Raw genomic sequence first — 16,244 nt, 5'->3', positions numbered from 1 at the left:
GATGATTGGAACGCCGTCATGCTCACCCTCGATGACTTCAACCGGCGAGGCGCCGAGAACCTGCCCGGCCACCTCGGCATCGTCATCACGCGCGTGGCCCCGTCGACGATTACTGCCGAGTTGCCGGTGACGAAGCAGCTCATGGCGCCCAATGGGTTTCTGCACGCCGGCAGCGTGGTCACGCTGGCCGACACCTGCTCCGGCTATGGCTGCCTCGCCAGCCTGCCGGAAGGCGCGACGGGCTTCACGACCATCGAGCTCAAGTCCAACCACCTCGGCACGGCGCGAGAAGGCAGCATCGAGTGCACGGCCACGGCGGCGCACCTGGGCCGAACCACGCAGGTATGGGACGCGGTGGTCACGCACAAGGAATCGGGCAAGACCATTGCGCTCTTTCGCTGCACGCAGATGGTGCTGTACGCGAAGAAGAGCGGCTGAGTCGTCGCTTGGCAGCGTTCTGCCACAAGTCTTGCAGAAGCCACCGCGCATCCCACCACGAGCCCACTCATGTACGCACCCGCCCACCACGCCGTAACGGACCTCGCCGTGCTGCACGCGCTCATCCGCGCGCGGCCGCTGGGCACCTGGGTGACGCAGGGCGAGGGCGAGCTGATCGCCAACCATGTCCCCTTCCTGCTCGACGAAAACCGCGGCGAGCACGGCACGCTGGTCGCGCACGTGGCGCGGGCCAATCCGATGTGGCGGTCGTTCTCGAAGAGCGTGGCGTCGGTGGTGATCTTCCAGGGCGCGCAGACCTACATCACGCCCTCCTGGTATGCGAGCAAGCGCGAGCACGGCAAGGTGGTGCCGACATGGAACTACGCTGTTGTGCATGCGCACGGCATGCCGCGCGCCATCGAGGATCGCAATTGGCTGCTCGCCCTCGTCAGCCGGCTGACGAAGACGCACGAGGCCGCCCGCGCTCAGCCTTGGCAGGTGTCGGACGCGCCGGCCGATTTCATCGACCGGCAGTTGCAGGCCATCGTCGGCATCGAGATTCCGATCACGCGGCTGGTCGGCAAATGGAAGGTGAGCCAGAACCGCCCCGCCGCCGACCGGCTGGGTGTGGTCGCGGGGCTGCTGGAGCGGGATGAGGCCGAGTCCACCGAGATGGCGGCGCTAGTCCAGCGGCACGTGGACGCCGGCGCGAACGGCTGATCTCTCGGCGGTTCCTATGTGTGGTCTTCTTCGACCACGAACACGGCCACGGCCTCACAATCGCGCCCGTCAAGGCACGTAACGTCAGCGGAACAAGTCCGGCTGCGTCTGCGCAAGCTGCTCGTACACCGGCTGAAAGTGCAGCCAGCCGATGTACTCGCTGCCCACGTGCTCGCGGCTGTAGCGGGCGCGCTCCGGCGGCACCAGCTTGGGCGTGATGCCGGTGGCGTCGATCATCAATTGCTGCTGGCAGCAGCGTTCGAGCGCGATAAACCAGAAGGCCGCGGCGTCGATGCTGTGGCGGCTCGCGGTCAACAGGCCATGGTTCTGATGAATCGCGGCCTTCACGCCGGCGAAGGCGTTGGCCACCTTGTTGCCGGCCTTGGTCTCCACGGCCACCTGGCCGGCTTCGTCGCCGATGACCACATGGTCCTCGAAGAACACGGCCGCGTCCTGGGTGATGGGCTCGAGCTTCTTGCCGAGCGCGGCGAACGCGACGCCATACACCGTGTGCGCATGGCACATCGCCAGGATGTCCGGGTGCGCCTCGTGCACGGCGGCGTGCAGAACGAAGCCGGCGCGGTTGACGGCGTAGTCGCCCTCGACGACCTTGCCGTCGTGGTCCACGAGGATGAGGTTGGACACCTTCACCTGCGAAAAATGCACCGCCATCGGGTTGGTCCAGTAGAGCTCGGGGCGCTCCGGGTCGCGAACGGTCAGGTGGCCGGCAAAGCCGTAGTCGAAGCCCTCCACGGCGAACGCGCGGCAGGCCGCGGCGAGGCGCTCCTTGCGGTGCTGGCGCTCCTGCGCCGGGGTGGTGAACACCGGTGTTTCTGGAAAGCGCAGTCCGACCTGTTCGGGCTGGTACACGGAGATGCGCTTGGTGGTGTCGAGCATGGTTTGTCTCCTCTGAGGTTTCGTGGGAAACGTGCGAAGGGTCGCGCGATGTCCCGATGATGCGAAACGCCGTCGCGGCTGACAAACGACGGCTTTTCACCAACGAGTGATTTCGATTCACCTATGCTCGGCCGGCGGTTTGCTCTCGGACGAATCCTCGATGCGACGTTTGCCCTCCTTCTTTGCCCTGCGTGCCTTCGAGGCCGCCGCGCGCCTGGGCAGCTTCCGGCGCGCCGGCGAAGAACTGCACCAGACGCCCTCGGCCATCAGCCACCAGGTGCGCTCGCTCGAATCGTGGTTCGACCGCCCGCTCTTCGTGCGGCAGACGCGGCGCGTCACGCTCACCGCGGAGGGCCAGCGTCTGCTCGACAGGCTCACGCCTGCGTTCGAGTGCATCGAGGAGGCTTGCGCGGAGTTGCGTGCGCCCGAGCAGAAGCTGGAGCTGGCCGTGCACTGCGCGCCGAGCTTCGCGGCCAAGTGGCTGAGCCCGCGGCTCGCGCACTTCATGCAGGCGCATCCGGGCATCACGATCCGCATGTCGTCGAGCGCCGAGCCGGCGGACCTGCAGCGCCTTGAGGAGATCGATGTGGACATCGCCTACGGTCTGCCGCCTGCGCAGCCGGGGGTGGTGGTTGAGGCGCTGGGCCGTGAGATCACAGTGCCGATGTGTTCGCCGCGGCTGATCGACGGGCGCGGCCCGATCGCCCCCGCAGATCTGGCGCAGTTCACCTGGATCGAGTCGCCGCTCAATCCGGTGCAGTGGGCCGACTGGTGCGCCTTGAACGGGATCAAGCTGACGGACCGCGCACGCCCCTCGTTCGACCGGGGCTCACTCGCCATCGCCGCCGCAGCCGACGGCCTGGGCATCGCTCTGGAGACGACGCGTTTCGCGCAAGGCGAGCTCGCCCGCGGCGAACTCGTGGTGCTCGACGGGCCGGGTTTTCGGCGCATCGAACGCGAGATGCATTTCCTCTGCTATCGCAAGGCCGAGGGCGACAGCCGCCACGTCGCGGCGTTTCGGGAGTGGGTCGGTGCCGAGATGGCCGCCGACGTGCGCGGCGATTGACGAGGCTGCGCACGGGGTCGGAACTCCTCGCCTATTCTGGTTGCGGCTTATCTCCGGGAGCACGACATGCCCGAGCAGCTCACCAAGCACCCCGACGTCACCCTGCAGGTTTTGCGCAGCGCAGGTGCGCGCTGCGGCGAGGGCGAAGCGCAGCAGATCCTCACCGCTTGCCCGGCCGAGCGCTTCTGCACGCTGCCCGGCGGCGAGATGTGCATCTACGGCCTGGCGGATGCGTCGCGCATGACGCAGATCAGCCCGAGCGACTGGCAGGCGACGTTTCGCTCGCTCTCGCTCGAGCCGGCCACACCGGAGCCGGCGCCACCGGCGAGCGAAGGAAGCCTGTTGCTGGGCGGCGGCCTGTTGCTGGCCGGCGTGGCGATCGGGGTAGTTTTCGCGCGATGGCGAGGGCGGCGGTGACGGGCTGCCGTCGTGATTTGAGACGCCGCTGACGCGATGACTCGCTGACGAATACAACTTTGCTTTCAGTCGTTCGGCTATTGCTCCCTCTCCCACTCGTGGGAGAGGGTTGGGGTGAGGGTCCGGCGCGGGCGCGGGCGCGGGCGCGGCATCGATGCGATTGAACGCAATTCCGTATCAGTGCGGTGCTCCGTGCTGACCGTGGTGCCGCGCTGACCGGACTTACTTCGGAGACGACGCGGCCGGCATCGGCATCCTTGCAGGCCCTTGCGATACTGCGCACGTCCTCCTTGCGCACGGGCTCCTCGCCGTCCAACCACTCGTCACCATGTGCCAGCTTCTCGGCATGAACGGCAACACGCCGACCGACATCGTGTTCAGCTTCACGGGCTTCGCCACGCGCGCGGCCGAGCACAAGGACGGCTTCGGCATCGCGTTCTTCGAAGGGCCGGGCGTGCGCTGCTTCGTCGATCACACGAGCGCCAGCACGTCGCCGGTGGCCGCGATGGTCAAGCGCTACCCGATCCGCAGCCGCCAGGTCATCGCCCACATCCGCAAGGCCACGCAGGGCCGCGTGGCGCTGGAGAACACGCACCCTTTCGTGCGCGAGCTGTGGGGTCGTTATTGGGTGTTCGCGCACAACGGCGACCTCAAGGACTTTCATCCCAAGTTGCATGCGGCCTTTCACCCGGTGGGCGATACCGACAGCGAGCGCGCCCTGTGCTGGCTGCTGCAGGAGCTGGCCAAGAACCACGCCTCGCTGCCCAGCGTGCAGCACCTGACCGAAACGCTGCGTGAGCTGGCCGCACCGCTGGCCGCTCACGGCAGCTTCAACTTCCTGCTCAGCAACGGCGATGCGCTGTGGGCGCATGCCTCGACGCATCTGCACTGGCTGGTGCGGCAGCATCCGTTTCGCAGCGCGCGGCTGCAGGACGAAGACCTGACGGTCAACTTCGCGGAGCTGACGACGCCGGAGGATCGCGTCGCGGTCATCGTGACCGAACCGCTCACGGCCGACGAGGCCTGGGAGGCCTTCGCGCCGGGGGAACTCAAGGTGTTCCAGGGCGGCGTGCCGCTGGATTACTGAGCCCACCGACACCGGAACTCCGCACGGGCCGTATTGCTCCTCTCACCTTTGAGGAGAGGTTGGGGCGAGACGGGGCTTTCGAGGCGCATGCGCCGAGCCCGTCGAGCGGCCTCGGCTTGCAAGCCGAGACGCGCACTGCAAGTGAGGGGCCAGCCGAACCCGGCCTCTGCGTTGCCCTCACCCTGCTCTCTGCCAGAGGGAGAGGGGAAAACTCCGCTCACCGCTCACTGCTCCACAGAAGCCGAGGGCCAAGGAAAAGGTCGTCGCGCCACAATGCCGGTAGCTTTCCTCGAACCCCATGGACCTGCTCATCAACGGACGCGTTTCGCGCCTGCCCGAGGGCAGCACCGAGCCCTCGATGCCGCTGCTGTGGGTGCTGCGCGACGTGCTGCACCTCACCGGCACCAAGTTCGGTTGCGGTATCGCCGCGTGCGGTGCCTGCACCGTGCGGCTGGACGGCGAGGCGGTGCGCTCCTGCGTCACGCCGCTCTCAGTCGTGCAAGGCCGCGCCATTCAAACCATCGAAGGCCTCGGCAGTGCAGCCGCGCCGCATGCGCTGCAAGCCGCGTGGGTCGAGCATCAGGTGCCGCAATGCGGCTACTGCCAGAGCGGCATGCTCATGGCCGCCGCCGCGCTGCTCGCCAGGAACCCGAAACCGACCGACGCCGACATCGACGCGGCCATGACCAACCTGTGCCGCTGCGGCACCTATCCGCGCGTGCGCGCCGCCATCCACAGCGCCGCGCAAGCGCTCGCGCCTTCGTCGCCTGCACCGCCGGCGCGCCGCCCGCCGCGCCGCATCAAGGCGCAGCCGCTGGTGTTCAAGGCATGAAGCGGCGCACGCTGCTGCTCAGCGCGGCTGCGGTGGGCGGTGGCCTGGTGGTCGGCTGGGGCGTGCTGCCGCCGCGCTCGCGGCTGGGTTCGCGCGAGTTGCTGTCGCCAGGCGTTGGCGGCGTGGCGCTCAACGGCTGGATCCGCATCGAGCCCGACGGCGGCGTTCGGCTCGCCATGCACAAGAGCGAGATGGGCCAGGGCGTGCACACCGCACTGGCCATGCTGGTCGCCGAGGAGATGGACATCGGCCTGGACCGCATTCGCCTGTTCGACGCCGGCAGCGACGCGATCTACGGCAACGTGGCGATGTTCGTCGGCGCCTTGCCCTTCCATCCGCGCGACCGCGAGCCGGGCGAGCGCACGCGCACCGTGCGCGCCAGCGAGTGGATGGTCCGCAAGCTGGTGCGCGAACTCGGCATCAGCGTGACCGGTGCCTCGACCAGCGTCGCCGATTCCTGGGAGCCCCTGCGTCTGGCGGCGGCCACCGCGCGCGCGCAACTGGTCGGTGCTGCGTCGCTGAAGTGGAAGCTTCCCAAGAACGAGATCACCGTGCGTGCAGGCCGCGTGCTGCACGACTCCGGGCCGCAGGCGCACTTCGGCGAACTCGCCCGCGCTGCCGCGGCCACGCGGGCCGGCGAGGTGACGGTCAAGCCGCGCAGCGCCTGGACGTTGATCGGCCGTGCCGTGCCGCGCACCGACGTCGTGACCAAGAGCGACGGCAGCGCGGTGTTCGGCCTCGATGTACGGCCCGGCGCGCCTGAGGCGCTGCTCTTCGCCGCCGTGCGCATGTGCCCGGTGCTCGGCGGCGCGCCGCAGCGCATCACCAACGAAGACGAGGTGCTGCGCCGGCCCGGCGTGCTGCGCATGGTGCGGCTCGGACCGATTGCCGGCGCCACCGCCGGCGTGGCCATCGTGGCGCGCAGCACCTGGCATGCGCAGCAGGCGGTCGATGCGCTGGCGATCGAATGGCAGTCGCCGCCGGCCGGCGTGGCGAACTCGAAGGCGATCGTCGACGCGCTCGAACAGAAGGCCCGCGAGGCGCTCGACGGCGACGCCGGCTTCACCTTTCACAGCCGCGGGGACGTAGCGCAGACGGAAGCGCGAGCGCGAGCGGGTGGCAGCAGCAGCCCGCTGATCGAGGCGATCTACCGCGCGCCCTATCTCGCTCACGCCACGATGGAGCCGATGAACTGCACCGCACAAATCCGCAACGGCCGGGTCACGGTGTGGGCACCGACGCAGAACCCCACCTCGGCGCGCGCAGTCGCGGCCCGTGCGGCCGGCGTCGACGAGGACGCCGTCACGCTGCATGTCACCCTGCTCGGCGGTGGCTTCGGCCGGCGGCTCGACGTCGATTTCATCGGGCAGGCGGTCACCATCGCGCAGTTCACCGGCGGGCGGCCGGTGCAACTGGCGTGGTCGCGCGAAGAAGACATGACGCACGATTTCTACCGCCCCGCCGCCGCCGCCGCGCTGCGTGCGGCGCTGGGGCCCGACCGCCTGCCGCTTTCGCTGCGCATCGCCAGCGCCTCCGACGCGATCACGCCGCGCTGGATGGAGCGCTGCCTACCGGCGATGGCCGCCCCCGTAGAGACGCCCGACAAGATGAGCGCCGAGGGCCTGTTCGATCAGGCCTACGGCATCGAGCACCAGCGCATCGCCCACGTGGCCACGAGGAGCGGCGTGCCGGTCGGCTACTGGCGCTCGGTCGGCCACTCGCACAACGCCTTCTTCATCGAAAGCTTCATCGACGAGTTGGCCCATGCCGCGCGGCAAGACCCGGTGGCCTTCCGGCTGGCGCTGTTGAAGGGCCGCCCGCGCCACGCGGCCGTGCTTCGGCGCGCGGCCGATGAAGCCGGCTGGAGCACGCCGCTGTTGCCGGATGCCGCCGGCCCCCGCGCGCGCGGCGTGGCGCTGCACGAGAGCTTCGGCTCCTTAGTCGCGCAGGTGGTCGAGGTGTCGCTGCAGGACGGCCGCCCGCGCGTGCACCGCGTGGTCAGCGCCATCGACTGCGGCACCGTGGTCCACCCGGACATCGTGCGCCAGCAGATGGAAGGCGGCATCCTGTTCGGCCTGAGCGCCGCGCTGCACGGGCGCATCGACATCGTGGAAGGCAGGGTGCAGCAGCGCAATTTTCCCGACTACCGGCTCGCCACGCTGGCCGAATCGCCGCGCATCGAAACGCACATCCTGCCAAGCACAGCGCCGCCGGCCGGCGTGGGGGAGCCGGGCACGCCGCCGCTGGCGCCCGCGCTGGCCAATGCGCTGTTCGCGCTGACGGGGCAGCGACTGCGCGAGCTGCCGCTGCAAGTCTGAATCAAGCGGCTTGCTCCCTCTTCCGCGTGCGGGAGAGCACCCTCATCCCCCGCCTTCTCCCACAAGCGGGAGAAGGAGCCAACACACCAAGCCGCGGCTAGCCCCGGTTGCATCGCTTCTCCCCGCTCCCAAGGCGGCCACGTCTCTCATGGGACGATGCCTCTTGGCTACGAAAGGCAGCATGCGGCTCGACAACAAGGTGGCACTCGTCAGCGGCGGCGCTCAGGGCATCGGCCGCGCGGTCGCGCTTCGCCTGGCGCAGGAAGGCGCCGACATCGCGCTCAACGTGCTCCATGACGACGAGCGCGCGGCCAGCGCCCGCGCGGAGATCGAAGCCCTCGGCCGACGCTGCGCCGTGTTGCAGGCCGACGTTTCGCAGGTCGCCGAGGTGCGGGCGATGGTGGCCGAAGGCGTGCGGCAACTCGGCCGGCTCGACGTGCTCGTCAACAACGCCGGCGTGGAAAAGCGCGCCGACTTCCTCGACGTGAGCGAGGCGCACTACGACCACGTGATGGGCGTCAACCTCAAGGGCGCGTTCTTCCTCACGCAGGCCTTCGTGGCGCATTTGAAGGAGACGCAGCGCCCCGGCAAGGTCATCAACATGAGCTCGGTGCACGAGGAACTGCCCTTCCCGCACTTCACCGCCTACTGCTGCAGCAAGGGCGGCATGCAAATGATGATGCGCAACCTGGCCGTGGAGCTGGCGCCGCTGGGCATCACGGTCAACAACATCGCGCCGGGTGCGATCGAGACGCCGATCAACGCCACGCTGATGAAGCAGCCGGCCCTGGTGGATCGGCTGCTCGCCAACATCCCCCTGCGCCGGCTCGGCCAGCCCGAGGACGTCGCCGGCGTCGCCGCCTTCCTGGCCTCGGCCGAGGCCGACTACATCACCGGCGCCACGATCGTGATCGACGGCGGGCTGCTGTGGAACTACAGCGAGCAATGAGCGCCGCCGGGCCGCTCCCAAGGCGCTCGCGCCCCCTCGGGGGGCCGACGCGCAGCGTCTGGGGGGCCCGATGAGCGCCGCCGGGCCGCTCCCAAGGCGCTCGGCGTCTCTCGTCGATCCAGGCCAGCGCAGCGCCGCAGCTGCGGCCTGCCCGCCACCCGACACCCTCACGCCGGCCGACCGCTACGAAGAACTGTTCGTCGCCGTGCAGTCGCAGCGCCTCTTCGCGGACAGCAAGGACTTCGTGGACTGCGTGCCGCGCGGCGATCCGCAGGCCATTCTGGCAGCGTACCGGCGGGAGCACCGCGCGGCGGGCTTCGATCTCGGCGCCTTCGTGCGCACCCATTTCGCCGCGCCGACGGCGAAGCCGAGCGAGTACGTCGCGCAGCCCGGACTCACCCTCACCGAACACATCGACGCGCTCTGGCCGGTGCTCACGCGCCAGCCGCTCCAGCACCCGGTGCGCTCCTCGCTGCTGCCGCTGCCCCACGCGTATGTGGTGCCGGGCGGCCGCTTCGCCGAGCTCTACTACTGGGACTCGTACTTCGTGATGCTGGGGCTCGCCGAAAGCGGTTGCACCGACGTGCTGCACGCGATGACCGACAACTTCGCCTACCTGATCGACACCTACGGCCACGTGCCCAACGGCACGCGCACCTACTACCTGAGCCGCTCGCAGCCGCCGGTGTTCGCCCTCATGGCCGAGTTGTGCGAGGACTGCGACGGCCCGCCTGCCGCTAGCTACCTGCCGCAGCTGCGCAAGGAACACGCCTGGTGGATGGACGGCGCCGACGGTCTGCGCCCCGGCGAGGCGCGCCGTCGCGTGGTGCGCCTGGCCGACGGCGCGCTGCTCAACCGCTACTGGGACGACCGTGATTCGCCGCGCGAGGAATCCTGGCGCGAAGACGTCGCCACGGCCGCGGAGTCAGAACGCCCCTGCGCCGACGTGTACCGCGACCTGCGCGCCGCGGCTGAATCGGGCTGGGACTTCAGCACGCGTTGGCTGCACGAGCCCTCCGCACGGCCGCCAGAGCCCACGAGGGGGCCCGTTCCTGGCCCTGGCGGGCTCGCCTCCGCTCGGCGGGACGGCGCGCAGCCCCCAGGGTGCCCCCTTGAGCCGGACGATCCTGCAAACATCGCGACTCCGCGGCTGGCCGACATCTGCACCACGGCCATCCTGCCGGTGGACCTGAACGCTTTTCTCTACAAGCTGGAGGCGACCATCGCGCGGCTGGGCGCCGCCGATGGCGATGTCGACTGCGCGGAAGGGTTCGGCGCCAGGGCGCAGGAGCGCCAGAGCGCCGTGAAGCTCCACTTGTGGAACGCCGAGCAGGGCGGGTTCTTCGACTTCGACTGGCAACGCTCCCGGCCGCGCCGCTGCCTCACCGCAGCCACCGTGGTGCCGCTCTTTACCGGCCTGGCCGATCCGGCCCAGGCCGCGGCGCTGGCCGACACCCTGGAGCGCCGCCTGCTCGCCCCCGGTGGCCTGGCCACCACCGAGGTGTTCAGCGACGAGCAATGGGACCGACCCAACGGCTGGGCACCGCTGCAGTGGATGGCAATCCGGGGTCTGGCCGACTACGGCCACACCGCGCTGGCGCAGGAAATCGCAAGGCGCTGGCTGGCCACGGTTGACGAAGTCTTCCGGCGCGAGAGCAAGCTGGTCGAGAAGTACGCGCTGCGCCAGGTGAGCGCGGACCGCTCGGCCGGCGGCGGCGGCGGCGAGTACCCGCTGCAGGACGGCTTCGGCTGGACCAACGGAGTCACGCGGCGCCTGCTGGCGCAGGGTTTCGAGCGCGGCACCAAGCGCTGATTGGCGCCAGCGGGGGCTTCGATGCCATCGCGGTCGAGGCCGAACAGCCGGATGTCCGAGCCGGTGGCGCCGGAGACGTCTCTGTTGTTCGGGCTGTCGTCGCCCCGCGCCGCCGCTGACCTCGGCCTCAGGCGGTCACACGGTCACCGAGCACGCGTGCCAGCGTGCGCTGCAGGTGCTCGGCATCGATGGGCTTGGTGAGGAAGGCGTCCATGCCGGCGGCCAGCGCCTGCTCGCGCTCGGACACCAGCGCGGCGGCGGTGAGCGCCACGATGGGCAGCGCCTCGCTGCTCCAGCGCTCGCGCAGCCGGCGCGCGGCTTCGTGGCCGCTCATCACCGGCATCTGCACGTCCATGAGCACGGCGTCGAAGGCCGTGCCGTCGCGCTCGGCGGCGGCCACGGCATCGAGCGCCTGCTGGCCATCGTGCGCCGGCGTCACGCGCACGCCCCACTGCTCGAGCATGGCGCCGGCGATCATCATGTTGACCGGGTTGTCCTCGACCAGCAGCACGCGCGCGCCGCTCAGGCGCTGCGCCAGCGCCGCCTCGTCGTGCGGCTCGGCCTGCGTAGCGGCGGCGGCCGGCAGCGGCAGCTCGGCCCAGAAGCGCGCGCCCCGGCCCGGCTCGCTGACCACGCCCACCTCGCCGTGCATCAGCAGGGCCAGCTCGCGGCAGATCGACAAGCCCAGGCCCGTGCCACCGTAGCGCCGGGTGATCGAATCGTCGGCCTGAGTGAAGGGCTGGAACAGCCGCGCCTGGGTGGCGGCATTGATGCCGCAGCCGGTGTCGCTGACCGTGAACCGTAGCCGCGCGCCTTCGCCCCGATCGACCTCGACGCGCACGCCGCCCTGCTCGGTGAACTTGAGTGCATTGGCAAGGTAGTTGCCGAGGATCTGGCGCACGCGCAAGGGGTCGCCCCGCACGGTCTCGGGCACATCGGCCCCCAGGTGCAGCGTCAGCGTGAGGCCGCGCGCCTCGGCCGCCGGCTGCTGGGCGCGGCAGGCGGCCTGCAGCGTCTCGCGCAGCGCGAAGGGCACCGACTCGAGGCTCAGCTTGCCGGCCTCGATCTTGGAGAAATCGAGGATGTCGGAAATGATCGAGGACAGACTCACCGCGCTCTCGAGAATCTGCTGCAGGTACTGCTGTCGCCTCGGCGCCTCGAGCCCCGGCGCCTGGGCCAACCGCGCCAGGCCCAGCAAGCCGTTGAGCGGCGTGCGGATCTCGTGGCTGGTGTTGGCCAGGAAGGCGCTCTTGGCGCGGCTGGCCGCCTCGGCGGCGTCGCGGGCCGCCGCGAGGGCCTGCTCGGTCTGGCGGCGCCCGGTCACGTCTTCGCCGATCCAGATAGTGCCGCCGCGGCTCGGGTCGTCGGGGTCCACCGCCTGCGCGCGCATGCGGCACCAGAACAGGCTGCCGTCACGGCGACGCATCTGGCGCTCGATCTCGAAGGGCTGGCCGGTCGAGAGCAGCGGCCCGGCGACCGTGCCGACCTCGGCATGTTCGGCGGTACTCGGCCAGACCACTTCGCCGCTCTCGCCATGCATGCTGCCGGCCGGCCAGCCGAACATCTGCTCGAAACGCGGGTTCACATGCACGAAGCGGCTGTTGCGCGTGAAGGCGATACCGATCGAGGCGTGCTGCAGGATCGCCTCGCGTTCGAGCCGCGCCTGCTCGATGGCGGCCATGTCGCGCGCCATCACCACCAGGTATTCGATGCCGTCGTGCACGAAGCACGCCGCCGACACCCGCAGCGGCACCAGGGCGCCCGACTTCCTGCGGAACATCGCCGGCATCTCGCGCACGTTGCCCTGATCGCGCACGGTCTGCAGCAGCCGCTGGCGATCGGCTTCGCGGTGCCAGATGCCGAGCTCGGCCGCGGTGCGGCCGATCGCCTCCTCGGCGCTCCAGCCCAGTACGCGCGTGTACTGCTCGTTGATCATGAGATAGCGGCCGGTCGATCGCTCGGTGAGCGACACGGTGTCGGGCGTGGTGTCGAACAGCTGCGTGAGCAGCGCCTGCGAACCCCGCAGGGCCTGCTCGGCGGCGCGCTGTGCGGTGACGTCGCGGTAGATCGACATCGTGGCCGGGCCGTCGTCGAGCTCGACGCGCAGGCCCGTCGCCTGCACCTCGACGCTTTGTCTGTCGGTGCGCCGCAGCCGGAAGTCGGCCAGTGGCAGCGCGGTCCCCTTGGGCAAGGCGTCGAGGCCGGCCGTGCGGGCGCGGGCGCGTTCCAGTTCGGCGCCCGGTTCGTGGTGCGCCCAGAGTTCGATGCCGACCATCGCCGCCGCGTCGCCGTAGCCGAGCAAGCGGACCGCCGCCTCGTTGGCTTCGACGACCACGCCGTGGCGGTGCAGCAGCAGGGGCGAGGGCGAGCAGGCGAACAGCTCGCGGTAGCGAGTCTCGGTGACGTTGCGCGTGCGCTGGGCCAGGACCGTGTCAGTGACGTTGCGCCCCACGCCCCAGTAGCCCGTGAACCGCCCTGCCGTATCGAACGTCGGCTCGCCGCTGATGCTCACCCAGCGCGGTCGCCCGTCCTTGTGGGCACAGCGCATCACGAGGTCGCGAAACGGACGGCGTGCCTCCAGGTCGCGGCGGTGCGCGGCCCACTGCTCGGGCGTCAACCCGAATTCGGGGATTTCCCAACGCATGCGACCGAGCAACTGGGACTGGGTGACACCGGTGTCGTCTGCCAGCGTGTGCGACGCGAAGGTGAAGCGCAGTTGCGCGTCCTGTTCCCAGTACCAGTCGGCGGCGATGCCGAGCAGGTTGCGAAAGCGCTGCTCACGCTCCTCGACGGCCGCCAGCGCGCGGCCCAGCGCGCTGCGGCTGGCGATGCCCGCCACCAGGCCGATCGTCAGCATCGCGGCCTGGATCACGAACGCCACCGGCAGATTCGCGCCCAGCCTGCCGGCCGTGCCGGACGCCGGCGGCAGCCAGCTTCGGTGCTCGGCGAACAGCAGTGCGCCCAGCAGGGCCACGCTGCCGAACGCCAGCGCGACGGCGACGCGCACGCTCACCAGCACACAGGACAGACAGATCACGACCGACAGAAAGACGATCGGCGGTGTTCGCACGCCGGTGCCGAGCGTCACGCTGACCACCGCGGCGGCGAGCACCGTCGCCCAGCCCGCTACCTGGACCGCGACCGCAGACCCGTCGCCCGCCCCGAAGCGCGCGGCGCGGGCGGCCAGAGCGAACACTGCCGCCAGCGCCGCGCAGGCGCCGACCAGCACCGCACGTTGCGTGGCACCGCCGGCGGCATTGCCGAGCCCGTAGAACACCGTCATCAGCACGGCCACGGCACCGCCGCAGCCGAAGAAGAGCCGCAGCAGCGCCACGTCGGTGCGCGGCGTGGCGGCAGGGGGCCAGGAAGAGTGGGAGGCGTCGGAACTCACTGGGCGAATGGGGTGTCCGGCGAAGGCAATGCCAACAGGCAGCCGCGGTCCAGGGGCTCACCGATTTTCCGCAAGCGCCGCCTGGCCTGAACGCGCCGCGCGCCACGAAGCTGCGCGCACCGGTCGGACTGCACGCGAGCGCCCGTGGTGATGGCCTCAGCGAGCGTGGTTCAGGGTCTCGCGCGTCGCCATCGCGACTTGGCGGGCCGCGGCGGCGAAGTCCGCGCCGCTGCCGGCATAAAGCACGGCGCGCGAGGAGTTGACGATGATCGGCGCCGTGGTCTGGCCCCCCGGCCCGCCCCGCCAGGCGGCGCGCACCGTGGCCGCCGCATCGCCGCCCTGCGCGCCCACGCCGGGGATGAGCAGCGGCAAGGTCGGCGCCAGCGCGCGCACCCGCGCGAGTTCCTCGGGGAAGGTGGCGCCGACCACCAGGCCGAGCTGGCCGTTCGTGTTCCACGGCCCCTGAGCGAGCCGCGCCAGGTGCTCGTACAGACGCGGCTGGCCTTCCACATCGGCCAGACGCTGCATCTGCAGATCGCTGCCGCCGGGGTTGGAAGTGCGGCACAGCAGGATCGCGCCCTTGTCCGGCCGGCGCAGGTAGGGCTCGATCGAGTCGAAGCCCATGAAGGGCGACAAGGTCACCGCGTGGGCCTTGTAGCGATCGAAAGCCTCGCTCGCGTACTGCTCGGCGGTGGCGCCGATGTCGCCGCGCTTGGCGTCGAGGATCACGGGCACCTCGGGTGCCACGCGCTGGATGTGCGCGATCAGCCGTTCGAGCTGGTCTTCGGCGCGGTGCGCGGCGAAGTAGGCGATCTGCGGCTTGAAGGCGAGCACGAGGTCATGCGTCGTATCGACGATGGCGGCGCAGAAATCGAAGATGCGGGTGGCGTCGCCGGTCCACGGGGCCGGGAACTTCGCGGGCTCCGGATCGAGGCCGACGCACAGCAAAGAGTCGTTGCGGCGCTCGGCGGCGAGAAGGCGGGCAAGGAAGCTCATACGTGGCTTCGGCGCCGTGCTCACCGCGACCGCGACCGCGCCGCGAGTTCGGCCGCCATGCCGGTGTAGCGGCCCGGCGTCAAAGCGAGCAGCCGATCCTTCTCGGCCTGCGGCAACTCCAGCGTCTCGATGAACGCCGCGACCGCTTCGCGCGTGATCGCCTTGCCGCGCGTCAGCTCCTTGAGCCGCTCATACGGATTGGGCAGTCCATAGCGGCGCATGACGGTCTGGATCGGCTCGGCCAGAACTTCCCATGCACCGTCGAGGTCGGCGGCGAGCTGGGCCTCGTTGACTTCGAGCTTGGCCAGGCCGCGGGCCAGCGAATCCCAGGCCAGCAGCGTGTAGCCCAGCGCCACGCCCATGTTGCGTAGCACGGTGGAGTCCGTCAGGTCGCGCTGCCAGCGCGAGATCGGCAGCTTCTGGCTCAAGTGGCTGAGCAGCGCGTTGGCCAGGCCGAGATTGCCCTCGGCGTTCTCGAAGTCGATCGGGTTGACCTTGTGCGGCATCGTGCTCGAGCCGATCTCGCCGGCCTTGAGCTTTTGCTTGAAGTAGCCCAGGCTCACATAGCCCCACACGTCGCGCGACCAGTCGATGAGGATGGTGTTGGTGCGCGTGAGGGCGTCGAACAGTTCGGCCATCCAGTCGTGCGGCTCGATCTGGATGGTGTAGGGGTTGAAGGCCAGGCCCAGCCGCTGCTCGACGACCTTGCGGCTGAAGGCTTCCCAGTCCACGTCCGGATACGCGGCGAGGTGGGCGTTGTAGTTGCCGACCGCGCCGTTCATCTTGGCCAGCAGCGCGACGCCGACGATGCGCGAGCGCGCTGTGGTCAGGCGCGCGGCAACGTTGGCAATCTCCTTGCCCACCGTCGTGGGGCTGGCGGTCTGGCCGTGCGTGCGCGCCAGCATCGGCAGCGTCGCCATTTCGCGCGCCATGCGCTCCAGCGTGGCGATCACGCCGTCGAGCGCCGGAAGCATCACCGTCTCGCGCGCCGCGCCGAGCATCAGCGCATGGCTGGTGTTGTTGATGTCCTCGCTGGTGCAGGCGAAGTGCACGAACTCGCCTGCCGCTTGCAGCTCCGCGTGCCCGTCGAACGTCGACTTCAGCCAGTACTCGACCGCCTTGACGTCGTGATTGGTGGTCTTCTCGATGTCCTTGATGGCCTGGGCGTCGGCCTCCGAGAAATCGGCGACCAGCAAATGCAGGTGGGCGCGGGCTTCATGGGACAGCGGCGCGAACTCGGGCAGCCCGGCCTCGCCCAGCGCGATGAACCACTCCACTTCCACCTGCACGCGGCGCTGCATGAGGCCGAATTCGCTGAGC

At 70.0% G+C, this 16,244-nt stretch carries 13 protein-coding genes; 9 read left to right on the top strand and 4 right to left on the bottom strand.

Going from position 1 to position 16,244, the window contains the following annotated elements; all coding sequences use genetic code 11:
* Nucleotides 1-18: 18 nt before the first annotated feature.
* Entirely contained in the window at nt 19-438 is a 420-nt protein-coding gene (locus tag H0W40_RS11650; RefSeq protein ID WP_292446326.1) for a PaaI family thioesterase, read from the top strand.
* Between the two features lie 69 nt (nt 439-507).
* A complete protein-coding gene (locus H0W40_RS11645; protein ID WP_292446325.1) occupies nt 508-1,158 on the top strand; it encodes an FMN-binding negative transcriptional regulator in 651 nt (216 codons plus the stop codon).
* 84 nt (nt 1,159-1,242) lie between these two features.
* Here the strand turns inward: H0W40_RS11645 and H0W40_RS11640 are convergent, their stop codons facing one another.
* A complete protein-coding gene (locus H0W40_RS11640) occupies nt 1,243-2,055 on the bottom strand; it encodes a class II aldolase/adducin family protein (protein WP_292446323.1) in 813 nt (270 codons plus the stop codon).
* A 160-nt stretch (nt 2,056-2,215) separates the two neighbouring features.
* Between H0W40_RS11640 and H0W40_RS11635 the strand changes: the two genes are divergently transcribed.
* The 7 genes from H0W40_RS11635 to H0W40_RS11605 all read left to right on the top strand — a co-directional run bounded on the left by H0W40_RS11635 (nt 2,216) and on the right by H0W40_RS11605 (nt 10,537).
* A complete protein-coding gene (locus tag H0W40_RS11635) occupies nt 2,216-3,121 on the top strand; it encodes a LysR substrate-binding domain-containing protein (protein WP_292446322.1) in 906 nt (301 codons plus the stop codon).
* A gap of 66 nt (nt 3,122-3,187) precedes the next feature.
* Nucleotides 3,188-3,538 carry a hypothetical protein gene (locus H0W40_RS11630; RefSeq protein ID WP_292446321.1) on the top strand — a complete coding sequence of 117 codons (351 nt, stop codon included), beginning with the start codon at nt 3,188-3,190 and terminating at the stop codon, nt 3,536-3,538.
* 328 nt (nt 3,539-3,866) lie between these two features.
* Nucleotides 3,867-4,625, top strand: a complete 759-nt coding sequence (locus tag H0W40_RS11625) for a class II glutamine amidotransferase (RefSeq protein WP_292446319.1) — start codon at nt 3,867-3,869, stop codon at nt 4,623-4,625.
* A gap of 298 nt (nt 4,626-4,923) precedes the next feature.
* Nucleotides 4,924-5,457, top strand: coding sequence for a (2Fe-2S)-binding protein (locus tag H0W40_RS11620; RefSeq protein WP_292446317.1), 534 nt, complete (start codon nt 4,924-4,926; stop codon nt 5,455-5,457).
* A complete protein-coding gene (locus H0W40_RS11615; RefSeq protein ID WP_292446315.1) occupies nt 5,454-7,775 on the top strand; it encodes a molybdopterin cofactor-binding domain-containing protein in 2,322 nt (773 codons plus the stop codon). The genes H0W40_RS11620 and H0W40_RS11615 overlap by 4 nt, the downstream gene beginning before the upstream one ends.
* Before the next feature lie 163 nt (nt 7,776-7,938).
* Nucleotides 7,939-8,724, top strand: coding sequence for an SDR family NAD(P)-dependent oxidoreductase (locus tag H0W40_RS11610; protein WP_292446314.1), 786 nt, complete (start codon nt 7,939-7,941; stop codon nt 8,722-8,724).
* A 70-nt stretch (nt 8,725-8,794) separates the two neighbouring features.
* A complete protein-coding gene (locus H0W40_RS11605; protein WP_292446312.1) occupies nt 8,795-10,537 on the top strand; it encodes a trehalase family glycosidase in 1,743 nt (580 codons plus the stop codon).
* A 127-nt stretch (nt 10,538-10,664) separates the two neighbouring features.
* Here the strand turns inward: H0W40_RS11605 and H0W40_RS11600 are convergent, their stop codons facing one another.
* The 3 genes from H0W40_RS11600 to purB form a co-directional block, all read right to left on the bottom strand.
* Complete coding sequence (locus H0W40_RS11600) at nt 10,665-13,928, bottom strand: PAS domain-containing hybrid sensor histidine kinase/response regulator (protein ID WP_292446310.1); 3,264 nt, start codon at nt 13,926-13,928, stop codon at nt 10,665-10,667.
* A gap of 156 nt (nt 13,929-14,084) precedes the next feature.
* Nucleotides 14,085-14,924: an orotidine-5'-phosphate decarboxylase gene (gene pyrF, locus H0W40_RS11595; RefSeq protein WP_292446309.1), complete on the bottom strand. Its 840-nt coding sequence runs from the start codon at nt 14,922-14,924 to the stop codon at nt 14,085-14,087.
* Between the two features lie 20 nt (nt 14,925-14,944).
* On the bottom strand, nt 14,945-16,244 hold a 1,300-nt coding region (gene purB / locus H0W40_RS11590), incomplete at its 5' end, for an adenylosuccinate lyase (protein WP_292446307.1).

The sequence above is a fragment of the Methylibium sp. genome (genome assembly GCF_013817345.1).
In the GTDB taxonomy this organism is placed as follows: domain Bacteria; phylum Pseudomonadota; class Gammaproteobacteria; order Burkholderiales; family Burkholderiaceae_C; genus Methylibium.
This window is presented reverse-complemented; position numbering and strand designations above follow the sequence as displayed.